Origin of the sequence: Halobellus inordinatus (assembly GCF_024498335.1) — an archaeon.
GTDB lineage: Archaea > Halobacteriota > Halobacteria > Halobacteriales > Haloferacaceae > Haloquadratum > Haloquadratum inordinatus.
Genome location: NZ_CP101825.1, coordinates 1,340,999 through 1,359,487, shown reverse-complemented (window position 1 = coordinate 1,359,487; position 18,489 = coordinate 1,340,999). Strand labels below are relative to the sequence as shown.

The window sequence follows — 18,489 nt, the reverse complement described above, 5'->3', positions numbered from 1 at the left end:
GCACGATTAAGCGTTGTCACGAGAGATCGATGCACACGTTGGGAAACCGAGCGACGTGAGTGTGCGATATCGGTCGATCGACCAGCTGCGTGGCGTGACCGAGCGTGCGACACCGACCGACGGGAAGGCCGTCGGACCCGCTATTCGCGCTCCGGGACGGTCGCCTCGGGCGTGATCGTGGTATCGCGGGTGAAGCGAACGTTCAGTTCGCCGGTCATCAAGAGCGTCGCGCTCTCTCCGTCGGCGGGAACGCTGAAGACCATCCACACCTCCCGCGACTCCCCAGGTTCGAACAGTCCGGCGGAGGGGAAGCCGGTCACGCCGTCGAGCGGTTGATGCGCGTAGCGCTCGCCCGCGACCTCGACGGCCAACTTCGACTGTGCGAACTGCGTCGGAGTGTCGGCCCGGTTGGTCACGTTCATCCGAACTAGGAGGAACGTCTGTTCTTCGGGGGCGTCGTAGGTGGTCCCGTTCACCGTGAGCGCCTGCGTCGTCTTCGAATTCCAGCGCACGTCCGCCGTCGCGTTCGCGCTCGCCGTCGAGACCGCCGAGACGTCGAGGCCGTCGTCGCCGCCGGAGGCGAAGGGACCCCCGAGGCCGAGCGCCGGCCCCAGCGCAGCCCCGAGCACGAACGCGACGACGAGGACGATCGGGATGACAGTCGCCGGTAGCGAGCGCGAGGAGAGCGCGCGGATCCGGTCCGTGACTCCGGCGTCGGCCCCGGGGTCGCCGCTCGAATCGGGATCAGAATCGGACTGCGCCCCCGACGCATCCGCGTCGTCGCTGTCGTCCCCGTCGCCGCGGTCGAGTTTCGCGCGGATCGCCGCGAGCGACTCACCGAAGTCGGGGACGCGGTCGACGACGGACACGGGGACCGGCACCCCAAGCTCCTGGAGCCGTTCGACGGCTGCTTCGAGGCCGCTCGTCTCGGTGTACTGCTTCAGGACGTCCTCGAAGCCGCCCTCCTCGACTGTCTCGGCGAGCGTCGCGCGGTCGAGGAGGTGGACGCTTCGCTGGGCGGCCACCTTCTTGGCGCCGTCCGCGAACGCGCCCTGCGTCGCGACGACGGCCACGTCGATGCTGCGTTTCCGACAGAAGGCGACGAACTGCTTGAGGTGCCGTTCGGTGACCGTCGCCGTCGTCGTCGGGAAGGCGTAAATGACGCCGCGCTTGCCGTCGCCCCGCTCGCCGATCACGAACCGCGTCTCGTCGGCGCGCTCTTTGACGGAGATCTCCCAGCCCCGCTCGCGCCAGAGGTCCGCGAGGAACGCGACGAAATCCTCGGGCTCCAGTTCGGGGATCACGACGACCCACCTCGGCGTGCGAGCAGTGCACCGGCGCCGAGCAGCGCGGCGACCGCGACGCCCGGCGACAGCGGGAGACTCGACTGCGAGGCACCAGCGGGAGCCAGCGGCGTCCGCGTGACGACGGGGTACGGCGTCGCCGTGGACGTCGCCGTCGCCGTCGCGGTCCGCGTCGGTGTGCTCGTCTCGGTCGGTGCCGGTGGGAACTCGATCCGCGCCGTGTCGTTGACGACGGCGTCGTTCGCGGTGTAGGCCGCCGCGTCGGGGTCGTAGGACTGCTCCTCGCCGGCGTGGACCAGTTCGGCGCGGATCTGTTGGGCCTCGAAGAGCGGCGTCCCCAACTCCGCTGTTACGTTCGTATGTTCACCGGGCGCGAGGTAGTCGCTCCGTCCGACCGACGACCCGTCGGCGTCTTCCAAGCGAACGAAACCGCCCGCGGGGACTTCGGCGCTCGCGATCCGTAGCGTCGTTCCGTTCGCCGTTTGGTCTTCGATACGGACGCTCGGGTCCGGTGCGACCAAGTAGACGTCCTGTGCGGTCTGCAAGAAGTGATTGCGAACCCAAAGCGTCGCGTTCGTCCCCCGAGAGACCGACGAGAGGTCGAACGACGCCTCGAAGTCCCCGTCGGGGCCGACTGTGGCATCGCGCAGCTGCAGGAACGCGTTCGGATCCGAGGACCGGAGGCGGACTTCCAGCGTCGTGTTCGGCGCGCGGTTCGTCGTCCCGGAGACGGCGAACGAACTGTTCTCCCAGGGGTAATGCACCGAGTCGTTGTCCGGCGACAGCGACACCGACTGCGAACTGAGATGGAACGGCGTCGACGCGATCGTCGTCGGCGAGTCGGCGAGGCCGCTCTCGTCGGTCAGCGTCAGGGCCGCGCGGTAGCGATTGCGCTTCTCCAGATTCCCGATCGGAACCTCGCTGGTGTCCCAGAGCACGTAGATCTCGTCGTTCGCGAGACTCGGCAGCACGGAGACGTTCGCCGAGGCCGTCGCGACGTACTCCCGCGGCTCCTGGTTCGGCCCGGGCGTCGTCTGCGTGAAGTTCACTTTGAGCCCGTTAGCCGCCGCGGCACCGGTGAGGTCGCTCGTGTTCAGCGCCGACTCCAGGCCGCTCTCCTCGAAGCGGACGACGGCGTAATCGCCGCGTGCGAGGTCGGTTCCGGCGCTCATCGTCGTCTCCAGGGGTCCGACGTTGGCGTCGCCGTCTTCGCCGCCGTCGACGTACTCCGAGGGCTCGAACGCCCCCGGCGCGCGGTATGATTCCGCTGTCGTCTCGCCTCGTGGGTCGACGGTGAGCGTCCCGATGTCGCGCTCGACGCCGTCGATAGAGACGCGGAGAAGGTAGTCTTCGGGCTCGATGGGCTCATCGAGCGGTTCGGAGTGTAGCGTCGCGGATCCGCCTTCGACGAAGACGGCTGGATCGGTGGCAGTCGTCTGGCGTGTGTCGAGAGTTATTTCGGACGTGCCGCTGCCGCCGAGCGCGACGGTGAGGTGAAAGCCGTACTCCGGGCCGCCCATCGTCACGTTCGCGGGGTCGGAGTGTGAGACCGAGAACGTCACCTCGTCGCCGCGGGTGACGGTCACGTTACCGCCAGGGAACGACGCCGAGGCGTCGTCGGTCTGTTGCGGCGCGCTATCGGCGACTGTGAGGGCGTGCGGAGACCCGCTGTGGCTGTCCTCGCCGATCGTCTCGGTCCCGGCGCTGTGGGCCACTCCCGGCGCCGTCGACGCAGGGGCGAACCCCGAAACGGGCGTCGCACCGCCGACGAGGAGGGAGAGGGCGATAGCGAGAGCGAGGTAGGGATGGGCGTGAGACATCGGCGATACGGTCGTCTCCCTACGCTACCGACCAACTCGCATAAAACGCTGCGGTCACAGGATCAGAACTGATAACGGACGTGCAGCACGGAGGCCGAAATCGAGTGGCGGCGAGCCGCTCAGAGTACGCCCGGGACGATCGCTGACGCGAGGAGCGCGACCGTACCGAGCGCGCCAGCCACCACGAACAGGGCGTTCTCCGCGTCGGGATCGCCGGGTTCGATCGGCGCGCGGAACGAGAGCCGTCCGTCGCCGAGTCCGTCGGCATCGACGTCGGTCGCAGGCGGCGCAGCGTCTCGGTCGGTTCGGGCCTCGTCGAACTCCCGGTCGGGACCAGTGTCCGGATTACTCATTACGAATAGTACGACTGCCACAGGAAAAGACTTGCCGCCTCGGACGCCTATCGGATCTCGGCGTCTCGCGTGCGATGTCTGATGACGTCGCCCTCGTAGACGATGCCACGTTCGGCGTGCAGCGTCAAAGTCGTCCCGGGCGACAGCGACGTCGGCAGCGGCGCGCCCGAGATCATCGGGATGTCGAGTTCGCGGGCGACGAGCGCCGGATAGCCAGTCATTCCGGGGCGCGCGTCGACGATACCGCCGAGTTTGGCGGCCTCGCCGTCGAACTCGCCGTCGAAGGTCGCCGGCAGTGCCAAGATCGCTCCGTCGGGGACCGACGAGAGGTCGCCGTCCTCGGTGACGGCGAGCGGCCCGGCGACGCGGCCTCCGACGACCTTCCGGCCCGTCGCGACGGCCTCGGCGGCGACGTGGAGTTTCAGCATATTCGTCGTGTTCGTGCCCTCGAGTTCGGTCATCATCCCCGAGAGGACGACGAGCGTGTCGCCGGATTTCGCGACGCCGGCGTCGAGCGCGGCGTCGACGGCGTCTTCCATCATCGCGTCGATGCCGTCGCGGTACGCCGAGTAGACCGGGATGACGCCCCACGAGAGGGCGAGTTGCCGGCGGACGCGGTCCGTCGGAGTCGTCGCGACCACCGGGACTGCCGGCCGGAACTTCGCCGTCTTCCGCGCGGTGTAGCCGGACTCGGAAGCGGCGACGATTGCACTCGCACCGACGTCGCGGGCGAGATACCGCGCCGAGCGGGCGAGCGCCTCGGTGCGGGAGTCCTCGTCCGGCGTCGGAATCCGCTGTTCGCGGCTCTCGGCGTACTCGTCGCTGGCTTCGACCTGTCGGATGATCCGGTCCATCGTCTCGACGACGCGTACCGGGTCGTCGCCGATCGCGGTCTCGCCCGAGAGCATCACCGCGTCGGTGCCGTCGAGGACCGCGTTCGCGACGTCGGAGGCTTCCGCCCGAGTAGGTCGGCGGGCGTGCACCATCGAATCGAGCATCTCGGTCGCCGTGATGACGGGCGTCCCGGCGGCGTGGCACTTTCGGATGATCCGCTTTTGGATGATCGGGACGTCTTCGAGCGGCATCTCGACGCCGAGGTCGCCGCGGGCGACCATCACGCCGTAGGCGGCGTCGATGATCTCGTCGAGGTTCTCGACCGCCCCCGCGCGCTCGATCTTTGCGACGACGGGGATGTCCGCGCCGAGTTCGTCGAGCGCGTCGCTGATGGTGTAGACGTCTTCCGCAGAGCGGACGAACGAGGCGGCGACGAAGTCGGCCTCGGTCTCGGCGGCGACAGCCAGTTCCGCGCGGTCGCCTTCGGTGATGAGGTCGATGTCGAGGTCGACGCCCGGGAGGTTGACGCCCTTTCGCCCCCCGAGTTCGCCGCCGGAGTCGATGCGCGCGACGACGCCGTCGTCGTCGACGCGGACGACCGTGGCCTCGATCCGACCGTCGTCGAGGAGCACCGTATCGCCCGGCTCGGCGGCCGTGATCGAGTACGAGAGCCCGATCGTTTCGGGCGTCGCCTCCTCGCCCGCGACGAACCGGACCTCCGTGTCAGTCGCCAGCGTGATTGGGTCTTCGAGCGGCGCCGTCCTGACCTCGGGGCCCTGGAGGTCGACCATCGCGGCCAGGGGGCTGTCGGTCACGTCGTCTACGGACCGAATGCGCTCGATGACCTTCCGGCGGTGGTCCGGGGTCCCGTGGCTCGCGTTGAGGCGGGCGACGCTCATCCCGGCGTCGACGAGGCCCCGAATCGTGGATTCGTCGTCCGACGCCGGGCCGAGCGTGCAGACGATTTTCGCCTTTCTCATAGGACTCCCTACTCGGGAGTGAGTTAAAAAGACCGACGATGAGCCGGCCGGCGTAACGAGGGGTCTACTGGACCTTCGTTCCGGGGACGGCGTCGCCGTGGGTGGTCAGGAGGTCGGCCTGATCGCCCGCCGCGAGCAGCATCCCGTTGGACTCGACGCCGAACAGTTCGGCTTTCTCCAAGTTGGCGACGACGACGATCTTCGTGCCAGGGAGCGAATCCAGGTCGTGGAGCTGTTTGATCCCGGCGACGATCTGGCGCTCTTCGACGCCGATGTCGACCGTCAGCTTCGCGAGTTTGTCGGCGCCTTCGACGCCCTCGGCGGCGACGATCTCGCCCACGCGGATGTCGAGGTCCTGGAAGTCCTCGAAGCTGATCCGCTCGTCGGCGATCGGTTCGACGTCGGCCACTGCTTCCTCGGTCGGCTCGTCGCCGTCGCCGGCGCCAGTACCTGCGTCGGCCTCGTCGTCCGCGTCGGCCTCGGCCTCGCCGTCTTCGGTCGCGGCGTCGACTCGCGCTTCGAGTTTCTCGTTCAGTTCCTCGACGCGCTCCTCGGGGATCTTCTCGAACAGTTCCGTCGGTTCGTCGAACGCCGCGGCCGGGGCGTCGAGTGCGGCGTCGATGCCGACGGCGTGGACGTCGCCGTCCTCGTTGAGGTCGTCCCAGAGGTTCTCGGCCGCTTCGGGCGTGACCGGCTCGAAGAGCACGGCGACGGCCTTCGCGATCTGGACGCAGTCACGGATGACCTGCGCCTTCTCGGGATCGTCGTCGTCGAGCTTCCAGGGTTCGTTCCGCTGGATGTACTCGTTGCCGAACTGCGCGAGACGGACGGCGGCGTCGCCGACCTCGCGGACCGAGTACTCGTTGACGCCGGCCTCGAACTCGGCCATCGCCGTCTCGATGCGCTCACGGACCGACTCCGAGAGGTCGACGTCGGGCGTGCCGCCGAACTCGCGGGCGGCGAAGAGCAGCGAGCGGTACGCGAAGTTGCCGACCGTGCCGACGAGTTCGTTGTTCACGCGCTCGCGGAAGCGCGCCCACGAGAAGTCGACGTCCTGCTGGAAGCCGCCGTTGGTCGCGAGGTAGTAGCGCAGGAGGTCGGGACGGAAGCCCTCCTCGAGGTACTCGTCGGCCCAGACCGCGCGGTTTCGCGAGGTCGAGAAGCCCTTGCCCTCCAGCGTGATGAATCCGGAGGCCATCACAGCGCGGGGTTCGACATAGCCCGAGGCGTGGAGCATCGCCGGCCAGAACACCGTGTGGTGCTGGATGATGTCGCGGCCGATGATGTGGACGATGTCGCCGTCCTCGCGCCAGGCCGTCTCCCAGTCGAAGACGTCGGGGCCGACGCGTTCGGTGTACTGCTTCGTCGAGGAGATGTACTCGATCGGCGCGTCGACCCAGACGTAGAGGACGAGGTCCTCCTCGCCGGGGTAGTCGACGCCCCACTCCATATCGCGGGTGATACACCAGTCCTGGAGATCGCCCTCGATCCACTCGCGGGGCTGATTCTGCGCGTTCGAGGTGCCTTCCAGGCGGTCGATGAACTCGCCGAGGTACTCCTGCAGGTCGGAGACGGCGAAGAACTTGTGCTCTCGGTTTCGGTACTCCGCTGAGTTGCCCGTGATCGTCGAGACGGGATCTTCGATCTCGCCGGGTTCGAGGTGGCGACCGCAGCCCTCGTCGCACTCGTCGCCGCGGGCGTGCTCGCCGCAGTAGGGGCAGGTTCCCTCGACGAAGCGGTCGGGGAGCCACTGGTCGGCGTCGGGGTCGTAGGCGACCGGGATCTCCTTCTCGTAGACGTAGCCCTCCGCTTCGAGAGTCCGGACGATCTCCTGGGTCGTCTCCGTGTTCGTCGCGTCGTCCGTGTGCCCGTAGTTGTCGAACTCGACGTCGAACTTCGGGAAGGTCTCCTCGTATTGTTCGTGGTGTCGGAGCGCGAACTCCTCGGGCGTGACGCCCTCCTGGGCGGCGTTGACGGCGACCGGGGTGCCGTGCATATCCGACCCGCAGACGAACGCGGTCTGCTGGCCGAGTCGCTTCAGCGCGCGACTGTAGATGTCGCCGCCGACGTACGTTCGGAGGTGGCCGATGTGCAGGTCGCCGTTGGCGTACGGCAGCCCGCAGGTCACCACCGCCGGGTTCTCGGTGGGAAAGTCCTCGTGGCTCATAGGGGGTACTCTCAGCGGCGGCACCAAAATCCCGCTGATTCGGAGTCGCCGGCGGCCCGCCTCTCAGTGACGAAGTCGACCCCAACTAGACGATCGACAGCACGGTACCGACGCCGACGACGGTTACGACGAGGCGGCCGACGCTCCCGACGAACGTCGCGGCCGCGAACTTCACGTAATCCTCTTCGAGCACGGCGAACGCGTAGATCGAGAGGGTGTCCGGGAAGAACGGGATCGAGAGCGCGACCGCGAGGCCGGCGTAGCCCCACTTCTGTGCGATATCGACGGTGCGGCGCTCGGACCACTCGATCACGTCGAACCGCGACCGCCGCAGGAACCGGATGACCGGTCCCGCCTCCTTGACCTCCTGGCCGATGTGGAACGCGAAGACGCTGCCCGCGGCCTTTCCGACGCCGGTCACGAGCGTGATGACCGCGAGTCGTCCCGTCTCCGAGAGGCCGAGATTCAGCGGCGCGAGCAGAACGATCTCGCTCACCCCGGGCAGCGCGAACGCGATGAGGAACGAGTAGACGAAGATGATGCCCAGCCCGGGCCATCCCGTCGCCGTCTCGACCGCCGCCGAGAGCCAACCGAAGTCGGGCAACAGGTCACTCGCGAGCGCGAGACCGACAGTGCTGGCCGTGTCGACGACGGGCTCGAGCGGTACTGCCGTGACAGGGAGGGACACGTTACCGGAGAGTGAGTCGCACGGGGTCGTAAGTCTTGAGTTTCCGGGCGAAATCGGCGCCGTAGACGCGAGCGCGGCTACCGGATCTCGTCGAGATCCGACAGGAAGGCGTGGAGCACGTCCCGGGTGACGTGTGGCATCACGACGATCCGAGCCAACCCCGAACCGGTGCGGGAGAGTCGCCAGCCCCGGTCACGGATCCGCTCGAACGTCGGGGCGTCGACGTCGGCGACGACGATCGGGAGTGCCACGTCGGCGACGTCGTAGCCGCGCTCCCGGAGTTCGGTCGCCAGCCACCGCGCGAGACGGTCGGCGCGCTCGTACTCGCGGCGGTAGCCGTCAGGCCACAGTGCGTCCATCGCGGCGACGGCGCCCGCGACACCGGCCCCGCTCCGCGTCCCCGTCAGCGACGCCTGCGAGGTCGACTCCAGATACGGAGTATCGACCGCGAGCGCGTCTACGCCTGCGCGTTCGCGGAACAGGAGGCCGCCGGCGGGGATGACCGCCCGCCCGCACTTGTGAGGGTCGATCGTCAGCGAGTCGATCGGCGCGTGCGCGAAGCTCCACTCGTAGTCGGTGAAGGGGAGCAGAAAGCCACCCCACGCAGCGTCGACGTGACAGTACGCGCCGGCGTCGTGAGCGATTCTGGTGAGTTCCGGAATCGGGTCGACACGGCCGTACTCGGTGGTTCCGGCGACGCCGAGCACTAACACCGTCTGGTCGTCGACGGCGGCCCGCACGCCGTCGAGGTCGACGCGGTGGGCGTCGTCGGTCGGAACCGAACGTAACTCCACGTCGAGGATGTCGGCAGCCTTGGGAAACGAAAAGTGCGCGCTCTCGGGGACGACGACGTTCGGGTGCTCGACGTCCCGACGGTTCCGAGCGGAGCGGAGCGCCTGGATGTTCGCCTCGGTCCCGCCGCTCGTGATGTATCCATACGGGGCGTCGGCCGCTGGTCGACCGGCGCCCGCTCGTGACGACGAAGGGGCTGTAGCTGCGTCGTCGAGGCCGGCGAGCCGCCCGAGTCCGGCCACCGCGCGCGATTCGAGGTCGGCGACTTCGGCGTACGTCGCCGGATCCCCCGGGTTCGTCGCGAGAAATCGCTCCGCCGCGTCCCGCGCGGCGGGATGTGGCTCCGTGCACATCGACGAAAGAACCCGGTCGAACTCTTGCGGGGCCGCCCGCTGCATAGCGCCGTTTAGTTCCCGTCCGCGTTTAGTGGTTCCGTTTAGTGATCAGACCAGGGAGTACCGGAGATCAGCGAACGGAATCGAGCAGGAGGCGCTGTTCGACCCGCTTGACCTCGTGCTGGACATCGCGAACGGCGTCGATGTTCGCCGAAACCGACGAGACGCCCTTCTCGACGAGGAACTGGACCATCTGCGGTTTCGAGCCTGCCTGCCCGCAGATACTCGTGCGGACGTCGAGGTCCCGGCACGTCTCGATGGTGTCGCCGATGAGCTTCAGAACTGCCGGGTGTAGCTCGTCGAAGCGGTCGGCGACGCGCTCGTTGTTGCGGTCGACCGCGAGCGTGTACTGCGTGAGGTCGTTCGTCCCGAAGGAGACGAAGTCGATGCCGGTTTCAGCCATCGACTCGACTTCGAGCGCGGCCGCCGGCGTCTCGATCATCACGCCCCACTCGCGCTTCGTGGGGTCGATGCCGGCCTGTTCCATCAGATTCCGTGCACGGAAGACGTCCTCGGCGTCGTTGACGAGCGGGAACATCACCTCGACGTTGTCGTAGCCCATCTCGAAGATCCGCCGGAACGCCTCCAGCTCGTGCTCGAACAGATCCGGGTTGTCGAGCGAGCGGCGGATGCCGCGGTATCCGAGCATCGGGTTGTGCTCGTGTGGCTCGTCGTCGCCGCCCTCCAACTGGCGGAACTCGTCGGTCGGCGCGTCGAGCGTGCGGACGCGGACGGGACGCGGGTAGAACGCCTCGGCGGCGGTTCGGATGCCGTCGACGAGTTCGTCGACGTACGCCCGCTCGCCGTTCTCGGCAATGTACTTCGTTGGCGTCTTGCCGAGCGAGAGCACCATATGCTCGATGCGGAGGAGTCCAACCCCGTCGGCGCCCGTCGCGGCGGCGCGCTCTGCGGCTTCGGGGATCGAAACGTTGACCTTCACTTCGGTCGCCGTCATCGGTTTCACGGGCGTCTTCGGTCGCGCCTCCTCGATGGGTTCGGGCGCCTCTTTCTCGGGCTCTGCACCCTCGCGAACCGTTCCCTTGTCACCGTCGATCGTGATCGGCTGGCCGTCTTCCAGTTGCCGGGTGGCCGAGCCGGCGCCGACGACCGCCGGAACGCCGAGCTCGCGCGAGACGATCGCGGCGTGGGAAGTCATCCCGCCCTCGTCGGTGACGATGCCCGACGCGCGCTTCATCGCGGGCACCATATCAGGCATCGTCATCTCAGTCACGATGATGTCGCCCTCGCCGACCTGGTCGAGGTGGTCGAGTTTCGTGACGATCCGGGCCTCACCGGAGGCGATCCCGGGACTCGATCCGAGCCCGCGGAAGAGGACGTCGCCGGACTGGGAGGAGTCGCCGGACTGGACCTGTCCGCCGTTCGCCCCGGCGGCCGCCTCGGCGGACTCCTCGTCGTCGGAGATCGTCGTGATCGGCCGCGACTGGAGCATATACACCTCGCCCTCGTGGATCGCCCACTCGACGTCCTGCGGCGTTCCGTAGTGGTCTTCGACGCGCTCACCGAGCGCGACGAGTTCTTCGATCTCCTCGTCGGAGAGCACGCGTGCGCTCCGCTTTTCGTCGGGGACCTCCGTCTCGATGGTCTCGCCGGTCTCCTCGTCTTTGACCATCATCATCTTCTTGTCGGCGACCGTGATGGTCTCGACTTCGGCAGTGTCTCGGTCGATGACGTAGTTGTCCGGGGAGACAGACCCGGAGACGACCGCTTCGCCGAGTCCCCACGCGGCTTCGATGATGATCTGCGGCTCGCCCGTCGAGGGGTGCGAGGTGAACAGCACGCCGGACTTCTCGGCGTCGACCATCTCCTGTACGACGACGGCGATGTCGACCTGGTCGTGCGGGAAGCCCTGTCGGTTCCGGTAGTAGATCGCTCGCTGGGAGAACAGCGACGCCCAGCACTCCTTGACACGCTCGACCAGTGCGTCCTCCTGGACGTTCAGGAAGGTCTCCTGTTGGCCGGCGAAAGACGCGTCCGGCAGGTCCTCGGCGGTTGCAGACGAACGGACGGCGACGAAGCGTTCGCCGTCGCCGAGGTCTTGGTACGCAGCGAGGATTCCCTCCCGAACGTCGTCGGGGACGGGAGTGTTCATAATAAGTTCGTGAGCACGTTCGTGAGCCTCACGAAGAGCCTCGGTGTCTTCGTGATCGACGTCGACAGCCGAAAACAGCTCCTCGTCGATGCCTGCGTCCTCGATGAATTCACGGTATGTCCCGGCGGTCACGACGAACCCCGAGGGAACAGGCAGCCCTGCCCCGGTGAGTTCGCCCAGCGAAGCCGCCTTTCCGCCGACGCTCTCGATGTCGGCGGACCGCACGTCGTCCAGCCAAGCTACAGCCATTAGCGTGTGCAAGTCCGCAGATATCACTAAAGTACTTTCCGAAGCGTGAGACGCCGAATAAAACGTACTCGGAAGCGAATTTTTAATATATAATAGGTGAGGATGCGTGGCGCGCTCGCTCTTCGGCTCTGGAGTACGACCCCCGGGCGAGAAATTCTTTAGGGACGGCGCCCTGTGTCTATACGTGCTTCCGGAGTGGGTCTCGTTGTTGCCGCCGTGGCTCGTCTTCGGCCTCCTCGGGGGCGGTATCGCCTCCGTCGTCGCCGCGGGCGTGTTCGTCGTAGGCGGACGCCTCTTTCCGGACGAGCCGACGCCCGCCGGCCACCGAATCGATGGCTCGACGCGCCGACGCGCGGAGATTCGCGAGTATCTCCGCGAGATTTCCGAGCCGTTCGCCGAGGACCACGTCGTCCGCGGCGAGACGATCGAATTCTACTTGCCGCGCCGGGACGTCGCGATCACCTTCGACGCGCAGGCGTACTTCAGACTCGAACGCGCAGGGACCTACACCGTCCTCTGTGAGCACGAGATGCCGGTCCACGCCCTCGGCCGTCGACTCCCGTTCGACGTCCCCACCTTCACCCACGGTCCCCGCTCGAACGCCAGAGCGGATCCGGTCTCGGAGGCGTTCGACTACCTGGATCTCTCGCGGGGTGCCAGTCCCGAGGCCGTCAGGACCGCCTACCGCGACCGCGTGAAGTCCGTCCATCCGGATCACGGCGGCTCACAGGCGGAGTTCAAGCAGCTCCAAGAAGCGTACGCAACGGCACGAGAACACGCGAGCGAGTAAACTACTGTCTCACTAAGAGACAGCCCCAGTGCCGCAGAAGCCCCGGTCTGCGCGAGGTTTTATATACGGAGCCGCGGCCAGACCGCGCGTAATGTAGCCCTCGCCACGGCGCGTCTCGCGGTTGCGTGGTACACCGCGCCGTGTGATTCGGAGACGGGCAGTCCCGTACCACCTGTTCGCCCGCATCGAGAGGCGTCGCTCGGTGTCAGTCCGCCCCGTCGCTGTCGCCCGCCTCGTCGCTGTCGCCCGCCTCGTTCGGATCGCCGGCCGCCGGCGTCGCCCCGTCACGTCCGGCTTCGGTTACCTCGTACAGGACGTCGCTGTCACGGAGTGCGTCCGTCACGCGCCCCACGTTGTCCGCCGTGGCCACGACGACGCTGTCGACACCGCGTGCGGCCGCCGCTGCGGCGACTTCGCCGGCAGCGAACGACGTTTCGACGTCGACCTCGGCTGCTCGAAGCGCGACGACCGCTTCGACTCCCGCCGCAACGACGACAGCCGCATCGGCACAGATCCCCGCCAACTCGTCCGGCGAAACCGCTCGGCTGCCGCCGGAGCGCGCCGACGGAACCTGAACGACGGTGACTTCGCCCGGCTCGATCTCGATGACGCCCTCGAAGCCAGTGACGCTCACGTCCTCGCCGGGGTCGGCGCTCGTCGTCGCGACGCCGGTCGCGGGACCGGAACCGCCCGGCGAGGCGTGCAGCAGTCCGTCGCGGAGCGACAACGTCACCGTGTCACCAGTCTCGATCGTCGCCGTCGCGATGGCGGCATCCTCCTGGACGCTTTCGAGCACGTCGTCGGTGACGTGCTCGGCGAATCGCTGGAGCCCTTTGGCCTCCTGGAACAGCCAGTCGACGCCCTCTTTCGTCACGCGGTACCGCGACCGCGCTTCCTTCTCGACGTAGCCGTCGTCGACGAGTTCTCGGATGTACTCGCTGACGGCCTGGCTCGTCACGCCGACGGCCTCGGCGATCTCGCCCTGGCTCACCGCCGGTTGCCGGTCCGCGATTTCGACGAGGATGCGAAACCGCGTCGCAGTCCGCTTGTCTTCGAGGGCTCCGCTCATACTGGCGTCCTTGCAGGCCGCCGAGAAAAATCCCACCGGAACCCGACGAGCGGGGCGCCCAAGCCGCAGAGCACAGCTTCGTAGTCACGCTATCGTCATCGACGCGTGCTGTCACTGCCATCGTCGGTGCGTGCTCCCGCTGCCGTCACCGATATGACCGCCCCATCCGTACGTCGACCGTGGACGGCTTCCAGTTTCTCCCGCGGAGCGTCTTCCTGCCGACCGCGGACGCGCTCGTCGTCGCCGACCTCCACGTCGGGCAGAACGAAGCGTCAGACGTCGCGTTTCCGCTCGGTGAGCGTCGCGACCTGCTCGACCGACTCGGCGCGCTGCTCACCCGCGCAAAGCCGACAACCGTGGTCTTCGCCGGCGACGTGCTCCACCGGTTCGGGACGGTCTCGGAGCGGAGTCGTGAGACGGTCGCCGAACTCGCAGCGGCGTGCCGCGAGGCTGGAAGCGATCCCGTGTTCGTTCGCGGGAATCACGACCCGATGTTGGATGCCGTCCGCGACGACGCCCGTAACGCCTACGTCGTCGCAGCGGACCCACGAACCGTAGTCTGTCACGGTCACGAGGAGCCGTCGCTCGACGCCGAGCAGTACGTGATCGGACACGACCACCCGGCGATCGACATCGAAGGGCAGCGTCGACCGTGTTTTCTCGACGCACCGGCCGCCTACGAGGGCGCGGACGTGCTGATGCTGCCCGCGTTCTCGCGACTGGCTGCGGGCGTCGAGGTCAACGACGCGCGCGGATCCGACCTCCAGTCACCACTCGTCCGCGACCTCGACGACGTCCGACCGACCATCTACGACGACGGGAGCGAGGAAGCCCTCACGTTTCCGCCGCTTGCGTCGTTTCGACGTTTGCTCTAAGTCAGTACGACGCCCCTCACGGATCGGGAGTCAGAAGTCCCACTCGACCGCTCTGGCCACCTCGCGACCGCTTCGCATCGCGCCCTGAATGGAGGACCACGCGGTGTAGTCACCGGCCAGATACGTCCGACCGCCCGGCGCGCGGTGATCCGGGAGCGTGTCGTGTACGCCTGGCGGTTGATCGAACTGCGCGAACTCGATCCGCTGGGTGCGGACGGGGTCGAGGTCCGCGAAGTCGCGGTCGGGGTACCACGACTCCAGGGTCAGGCGCGTCTCGTCGGCGAGGGCTCCAGCGTCGCGGTCGAGTGCGGCGTCGCCGAGGAACGTGGCGTTGAGTAGCGCCTCGCCGTCGGGTGCGTACTCCGGCGCGACCTCGGACATCGGCACGACCGTATTCGGCGACGGATCGCCGGCATTGAGCAGGAGCTTGCGCCGCGTCGTCGGCGCGACGTCGTCCGGAAGCCGGTAGTGCTGAGTCACGCACCCGCGAGCGTCAGTCGGGATCTCCGCGACGTCCGTGAGGCGTTTCGCCTCCTTGGGGTCGGTCGCGACGACGAGTGCGTCGGCGTCGATCGTCTCGGCGTCAGTCTCGACGGTGACGCCGTCGCCGTGGTCGGTCACCGATTCGACGCGTTCAGAGAGACGGATCGACGCGCCCGTGCTTCGCGCTCGCGCTGCCAACTGCTCCGGAATCGCGGCCATTCCGGCGGCCGGAACGGCGATGCGGCCATCCGAGAGCGCCTTGAACGTGTACTCGAAGACGCGTTTCGAGGTCGATAGCGACCGATCGAGCGTAATTCCGCCGTAGAAGGGGGCGACGAAGTTGTCGACGTAGTCGTCCGAAAAGCCCCACTCGCGGAGATACGAGCGGATCGATCGATCGGCGCTCCTGAAGATCTCGGATTCCGTCCGCGTGTCGACGTGCTGCCGAAGGAACAGCGTCCGGACCTTGTCGGTGAACGTCACCTCGTCGTTGCGGACCGACGCCGGCGCGGATCGAAGGTCGCGCAGCGGGTCCGAGAGGACGGAGCGTGATCCGGGCCGGGCGATGACTGCGCCGGGCGTGAAGTACCGGAGGTCGAGCGCCGCCAGATCTAGTTCCCGTCGGACGGCCGGATACGCGGTGAAAAGCACCTGAAATCCGCGGTCGAGAGTGAATCCGTCTCTCGTCTCCGTCCGGACGCGGCCACCGACGGTCGATCGGCGCTCCAGCACTGTCACATCTGCGCCTGCGGCGGCGAGTCGACGGGCGGCGACGAGCCCGGCCAGCCCTGCGCCGGCGACGACGACGGAAGCTCCGTTCATACGCGTCGTTTCGATCGCGGGACACAAAGAGACTGCGAGTGGGTCCCGGAGAGAAGTGAATAGGGATTTGTTCGTCGGATCGTAACTCCAGGTATGCAAACGAGCGAGGCGTTCTGCGGCCTAGTCTGTACGGCGACCGACGAGCGCTACGACGCGACTGCGACGGGCGAGAGCGACGCCGGCGCACGGCTCGAAGCCGCGTACGACTACGACGCCGTCGAGTGGTCCGACGAGGCGCTCGCGGACGCACCGCGGTCGATGTGGCGCTACAGCGACCTGCTCGCGTTCGAATCGCCGGTCACGGCCGACGAGGGCGGCACGCCGCTCGTCGCCGCGCCGACGCTGGCCGAGGAAGTCGGTCTCGGCGAACTCTCGATCAAAGACGAGAGCCGCAACCCGACCGGAACGGTTCTCGACCGGGGGCTGGCGCCGGCGGTGACGGCGGCGCGCGAAGCCGACGCGGACCTCGTCGCGCTCGCGACGCCGGGGAACGCGGGGCAGTCGGCGGCGTCCTACGCCGGGATGGCCGACATCCGCTCGTACGCGTTCGTCCCCTCCCGCGCGCCGTTCTCGAACAAGGCGATGGTGAACGTCCACGGCGGGGAGATGCGAGTCGCGGGCGGGCGCTACCCCGACGCGGAGGCCGCACTCCACGAACAGTTGCAGTCGGAGTGGTACACGCTGCAGGAGTTCGACAACCCGCACCGACACGACGGTATCAAGACGGTCGCCTTCGAGATCGCGGAGTCTGTCGATTGGGCGCTCCCGGACGCCGTCGTCCTTCCGGCGGGGACGGGTGAGGCCGTCGCGGGCGTCGTGAAGGGCTTCCGCGAACTCCGCGAGGTCGGGATGACCGACGACGTGCCGCCGGTGTATGCGGCCCAGCCCGCCGGCTGTGCGCCGCTCGTCGCCGCGCACGATCGCGGTGCCGACACGATCGAACCCTGGGAGTCGCCGGACACCATCGTCGGCGAACTGGAGATTCCCGAGCCGAACGGTGCGGAGCCGGCGCTCGACGCCGTCGCGGAGACCGGCGGCGGATTCGTGGCCGTCGACGACGAGAACAGCCTCGAAAGCGCTGTCGTGGCCGCTCAGAAGGCAGGATTAGAGGTTGGCGCCGCCGGCGGAGTCGCGGTCGCGGCGGCCGGCGAACTCGCTGCCGACGGCGTGTTCGGCCCCGACGATCACGTCGTCGTCGTCAACACGGAATCCGGAACCAAGACCGCAGACGTGCTCCGGAGCCATTTGATGGGAAAAGGGATCTGAGTTAGAACACTCACGCAGTATCCTTTTAACCGACAGATTATTAATTTTGACTAGTCTAAATCGTCGTATGTTGAGCGACGTGATGGAGGACTATCTCAAAACGATCTACCAGATTCAGGCTCGATCCGGGCCGCCCGTCTCCACCTCTGCGGTCGCAGACGCCCTCGAGAAGACCCCGCCGACGGTGACGAGTATGCTCGGGAATCTCGAAGACCGCGGGCTCGTGACGCGCGAGAAGTACAAAGGAGCCGAACTCACCCCCGAAGGAGAGACGGTCGCACTGGAGATTCTCCGCCATCACCGCCTCCTCGAAGCGTACCTCGCAGAGCATCTTGATTACTCCTGGAGCGAGGTCCACGACGAGGCCGACGCGCTGGAACACCACATCAGCGAAGAGTTCGAGCGTCGCGTCGCGGAGGCGCTCGACGATCCGATCGTCGACCCGCACGGCGATCCGATTCCGTCCGCTGATCTCGCCCCGCTCGAAGACGACGAGGCGACGCCCCTGACGGCCCACGAGGTCGACGACCGCGTCGTCGTCTCGCGCGTCAGCGACCGCGACCGCGACGAACTCGAATATCTTGCTGACGCGGGGATCACACCCGGGACGACGCTCGAAGTTGTCGGCGTCGCCCCCTTCGGAATGGTCACGGTGCGAACCGGATCAGACGCCGAACAGAGTCTCCCAGAATCTGTGGCCGAAGCGATCTACGTTCGTCCTGCGACCGATGCGGCGCCAGCCGGCGGTTCGACTGAGGTGAGCGACGCGTGAGTACCTACCTCGAAATCCTGATCGTCGCGTTCGTCGCTCAGTTGGCCGTCCTCCCCGGAGAGAAGGTGCAGTTCATCATCGCGGGGCTCTCGACCCGGTACGACCCGCGGATCGTCGTGGCCGCCGCAGGGTCGGCGTTCGCCGGCTGGACCGCAATCGAGATCCTCTTCGGGCGGGCACTTCAGTCAGCCTTGCCGCCGGTCGTCCTCGATGCAGTGACGGCGGCGCTGTTTTTGACGTTCGCGGTCCTCCTGTACCGTTCGGCTCCGAAGGCCGCCGGTGGCTCCGAACTCGACGGGACGAGCGTTACCGATGGGGGCTTCGCAGAGTTGGCAGACCTCGATCTCCCGCGCCCGCTCGATCGGTACGCCGGTTCCTTCGGCGGATTCCTCCCCATTTTCGTAATGATGGTCACCGGCGAGTTCGGCGACAAGACGCAGTTGGTAACGATCGGGCTGGCCGTCCAGTACGGCGCGACCTCGGCGATCTGGGCCGGCGAGATGCTCGCGATCATTCCGATCAGCCTCGCGAACGCGTATCTGTTCCACACCTTCGCACACAAGTTCAATATGCGCAAGGCCCACTTCGGCTCCGCGATCCTGTTCGCCTTCTTCGGGCTGGATACGGTCCTCTCGATCGTCACCGGCTTCTCCGTCTGGGAGACGTTCATCGGGACGGTGACCGCCGCCGCGACCGGGCTCGTGTAACTGGGCGGACCCG

General features: G+C 67.4%; 15 protein-coding genes. 5 read left to right on the top strand and 10 right to left on the bottom strand.

Features of this window, described 5'->3' with window-relative positions:
* Window positions 1-140: 140 nt before the first annotated feature.
* The 8 genes from NO362_RS06975 to ppsA all read right to left on the bottom strand — a co-directional run bounded on the left by NO362_RS06975 (window position 141) and on the right by ppsA (window position 11,692).
* Window positions 141-1,304, bottom strand: coding sequence for a restriction endonuclease (locus NO362_RS06975; RefSeq protein ID WP_256544681.1), 1,164 nt, complete (start codon window positions 1,302-1,304; stop codon window positions 141-143).
* The gene (locus tag NO362_RS06970) at window positions 1,301-3,124 is read right to left on the bottom strand and encodes a DUF7282 domain-containing protein (protein ID WP_256544680.1); all 1,824 of its coding nucleotides are present in this window, start codon (window positions 3,122-3,124) and stop codon (window positions 1,301-1,303) included. Before NO362_RS06970 ends, NO362_RS06975 begins: the two co-directional genes overlap by 4 nt.
* Before the next feature lie 119 nt (window positions 3,125-3,243).
* A complete protein-coding gene (locus tag NO362_RS06965) occupies window positions 3,244-3,477 on the bottom strand; it encodes a DUF7312 domain-containing protein (RefSeq protein ID WP_256544679.1) in 234 nt (77 codons plus the stop codon).
* Between the two features lie 47 nt (window positions 3,478-3,524).
* Window positions 3,525-5,291 carry a pyruvate kinase gene (pyk, locus tag NO362_RS06960; protein ID WP_256544678.1) on the bottom strand — a complete coding sequence of 589 codons (1,767 nt, stop codon included), beginning with the start codon at window positions 5,289-5,291 and terminating at the stop codon, window positions 3,525-3,527.
* A 64-nt stretch (window positions 5,292-5,355) separates the two neighbouring features.
* Window positions 5,356-7,458 (bottom strand): methionine--tRNA ligase, encoded by a 2,103-nt coding sequence (metG, locus tag NO362_RS06955; protein WP_256544677.1) that lies wholly within the window; start codon window positions 7,456-7,458, stop codon window positions 5,356-5,358.
* A gap of 85 nt (window positions 7,459-7,543) precedes the next feature.
* Window positions 7,544-8,065, bottom strand: coding sequence for a YqaA family protein (locus NO362_RS06950; protein WP_256546611.1), 522 nt, complete (start codon window positions 8,063-8,065; stop codon window positions 7,544-7,546).
* A 158-nt stretch (window positions 8,066-8,223) separates the two neighbouring features.
* Entirely contained in the window at window positions 8,224-9,336 is a 1,113-nt protein-coding gene (mfnA, locus tag NO362_RS06945; RefSeq protein WP_256288047.1) for a tyrosine decarboxylase MfnA, read from the bottom strand.
* 67 nt (window positions 9,337-9,403) lie between these two features.
* Window positions 9,404-11,692, bottom strand: coding sequence for a phosphoenolpyruvate synthase (ppsA, locus tag NO362_RS06940; RefSeq protein ID WP_256544676.1), 2,289 nt, complete (start codon window positions 11,690-11,692; stop codon window positions 9,404-9,406).
* Window positions 11,693-11,876: 184 nt separating this feature from the next.
* Between ppsA and NO362_RS06935 the strand changes: the two genes are divergently transcribed.
* Complete coding sequence (locus NO362_RS06935) at window positions 11,877-12,482, top strand: J domain-containing protein (RefSeq protein WP_256544675.1); 606 nt, start codon at window positions 11,877-11,879, stop codon at window positions 12,480-12,482.
* Window positions 12,483-12,687: 205 nt separating this feature from the next.
* On the opposite strand, the gene NO362_RS06930 is transcribed toward NO362_RS06935, so the two are convergent.
* Window positions 12,688-13,551 carry a DUF7839 domain-containing protein gene (locus tag NO362_RS06930; protein WP_256544674.1) on the bottom strand — a complete coding sequence of 288 codons (864 nt, stop codon included), beginning with the start codon at window positions 13,549-13,551 and terminating at the stop codon, window positions 12,688-12,690.
* A 179-nt stretch (window positions 13,552-13,730) separates the two neighbouring features.
* Between NO362_RS06930 and NO362_RS06925 the strand changes: the two genes are divergently transcribed.
* Window positions 13,731-14,426 carry a metallophosphoesterase gene (locus NO362_RS06925; protein ID WP_256544673.1) on the top strand — a complete coding sequence of 232 codons (696 nt, stop codon included), beginning with the start codon at window positions 13,731-13,733 and terminating at the stop codon, window positions 14,424-14,426.
* A 30-nt stretch (window positions 14,427-14,456) separates the two neighbouring features.
* On the opposite strand, the gene NO362_RS06920 is transcribed toward NO362_RS06925, so the two are convergent.
* Window positions 14,457-15,731 carry an NAD(P)/FAD-dependent oxidoreductase gene (locus NO362_RS06920; RefSeq protein ID WP_256544672.1) on the bottom strand — a complete coding sequence of 425 codons (1,275 nt, stop codon included), beginning with the start codon at window positions 15,729-15,731 and terminating at the stop codon, window positions 14,457-14,459.
* Window positions 15,732-15,824: 93 nt separating this feature from the next.
* Between NO362_RS06920 and NO362_RS06915 the strand changes: the two genes are divergently transcribed.
* The 3 genes from NO362_RS06915 (at window position 15,825) to NO362_RS06905 (ending at window position 18,476) form a co-directional block, all read left to right on the top strand.
* Window positions 15,825-16,997 (top strand): pyridoxal-phosphate dependent enzyme, encoded by a 1,173-nt coding sequence (locus NO362_RS06915; protein WP_256544671.1) that lies wholly within the window; start codon window positions 15,825-15,827, stop codon window positions 16,995-16,997.
* A 67-nt stretch (window positions 16,998-17,064) separates the two neighbouring features.
* Window positions 17,065-17,769, top strand: a complete 705-nt coding sequence (locus tag NO362_RS06910) for a metal-dependent transcriptional regulator (protein ID WP_256544670.1) — start codon at window positions 17,065-17,067, stop codon at window positions 17,767-17,769.
* The gene (locus NO362_RS06905) at window positions 17,766-18,476 is read left to right on the top strand and encodes a TMEM165/GDT1 family protein (protein WP_256544669.1); all 711 of its coding nucleotides are present in this window, start codon (window positions 17,766-17,768) and stop codon (window positions 18,474-18,476) included. Before NO362_RS06910 ends, NO362_RS06905 begins: the two co-directional genes overlap by 4 nt.
* Window positions 18,477-18,489: the final 13 nt, after the last annotated feature.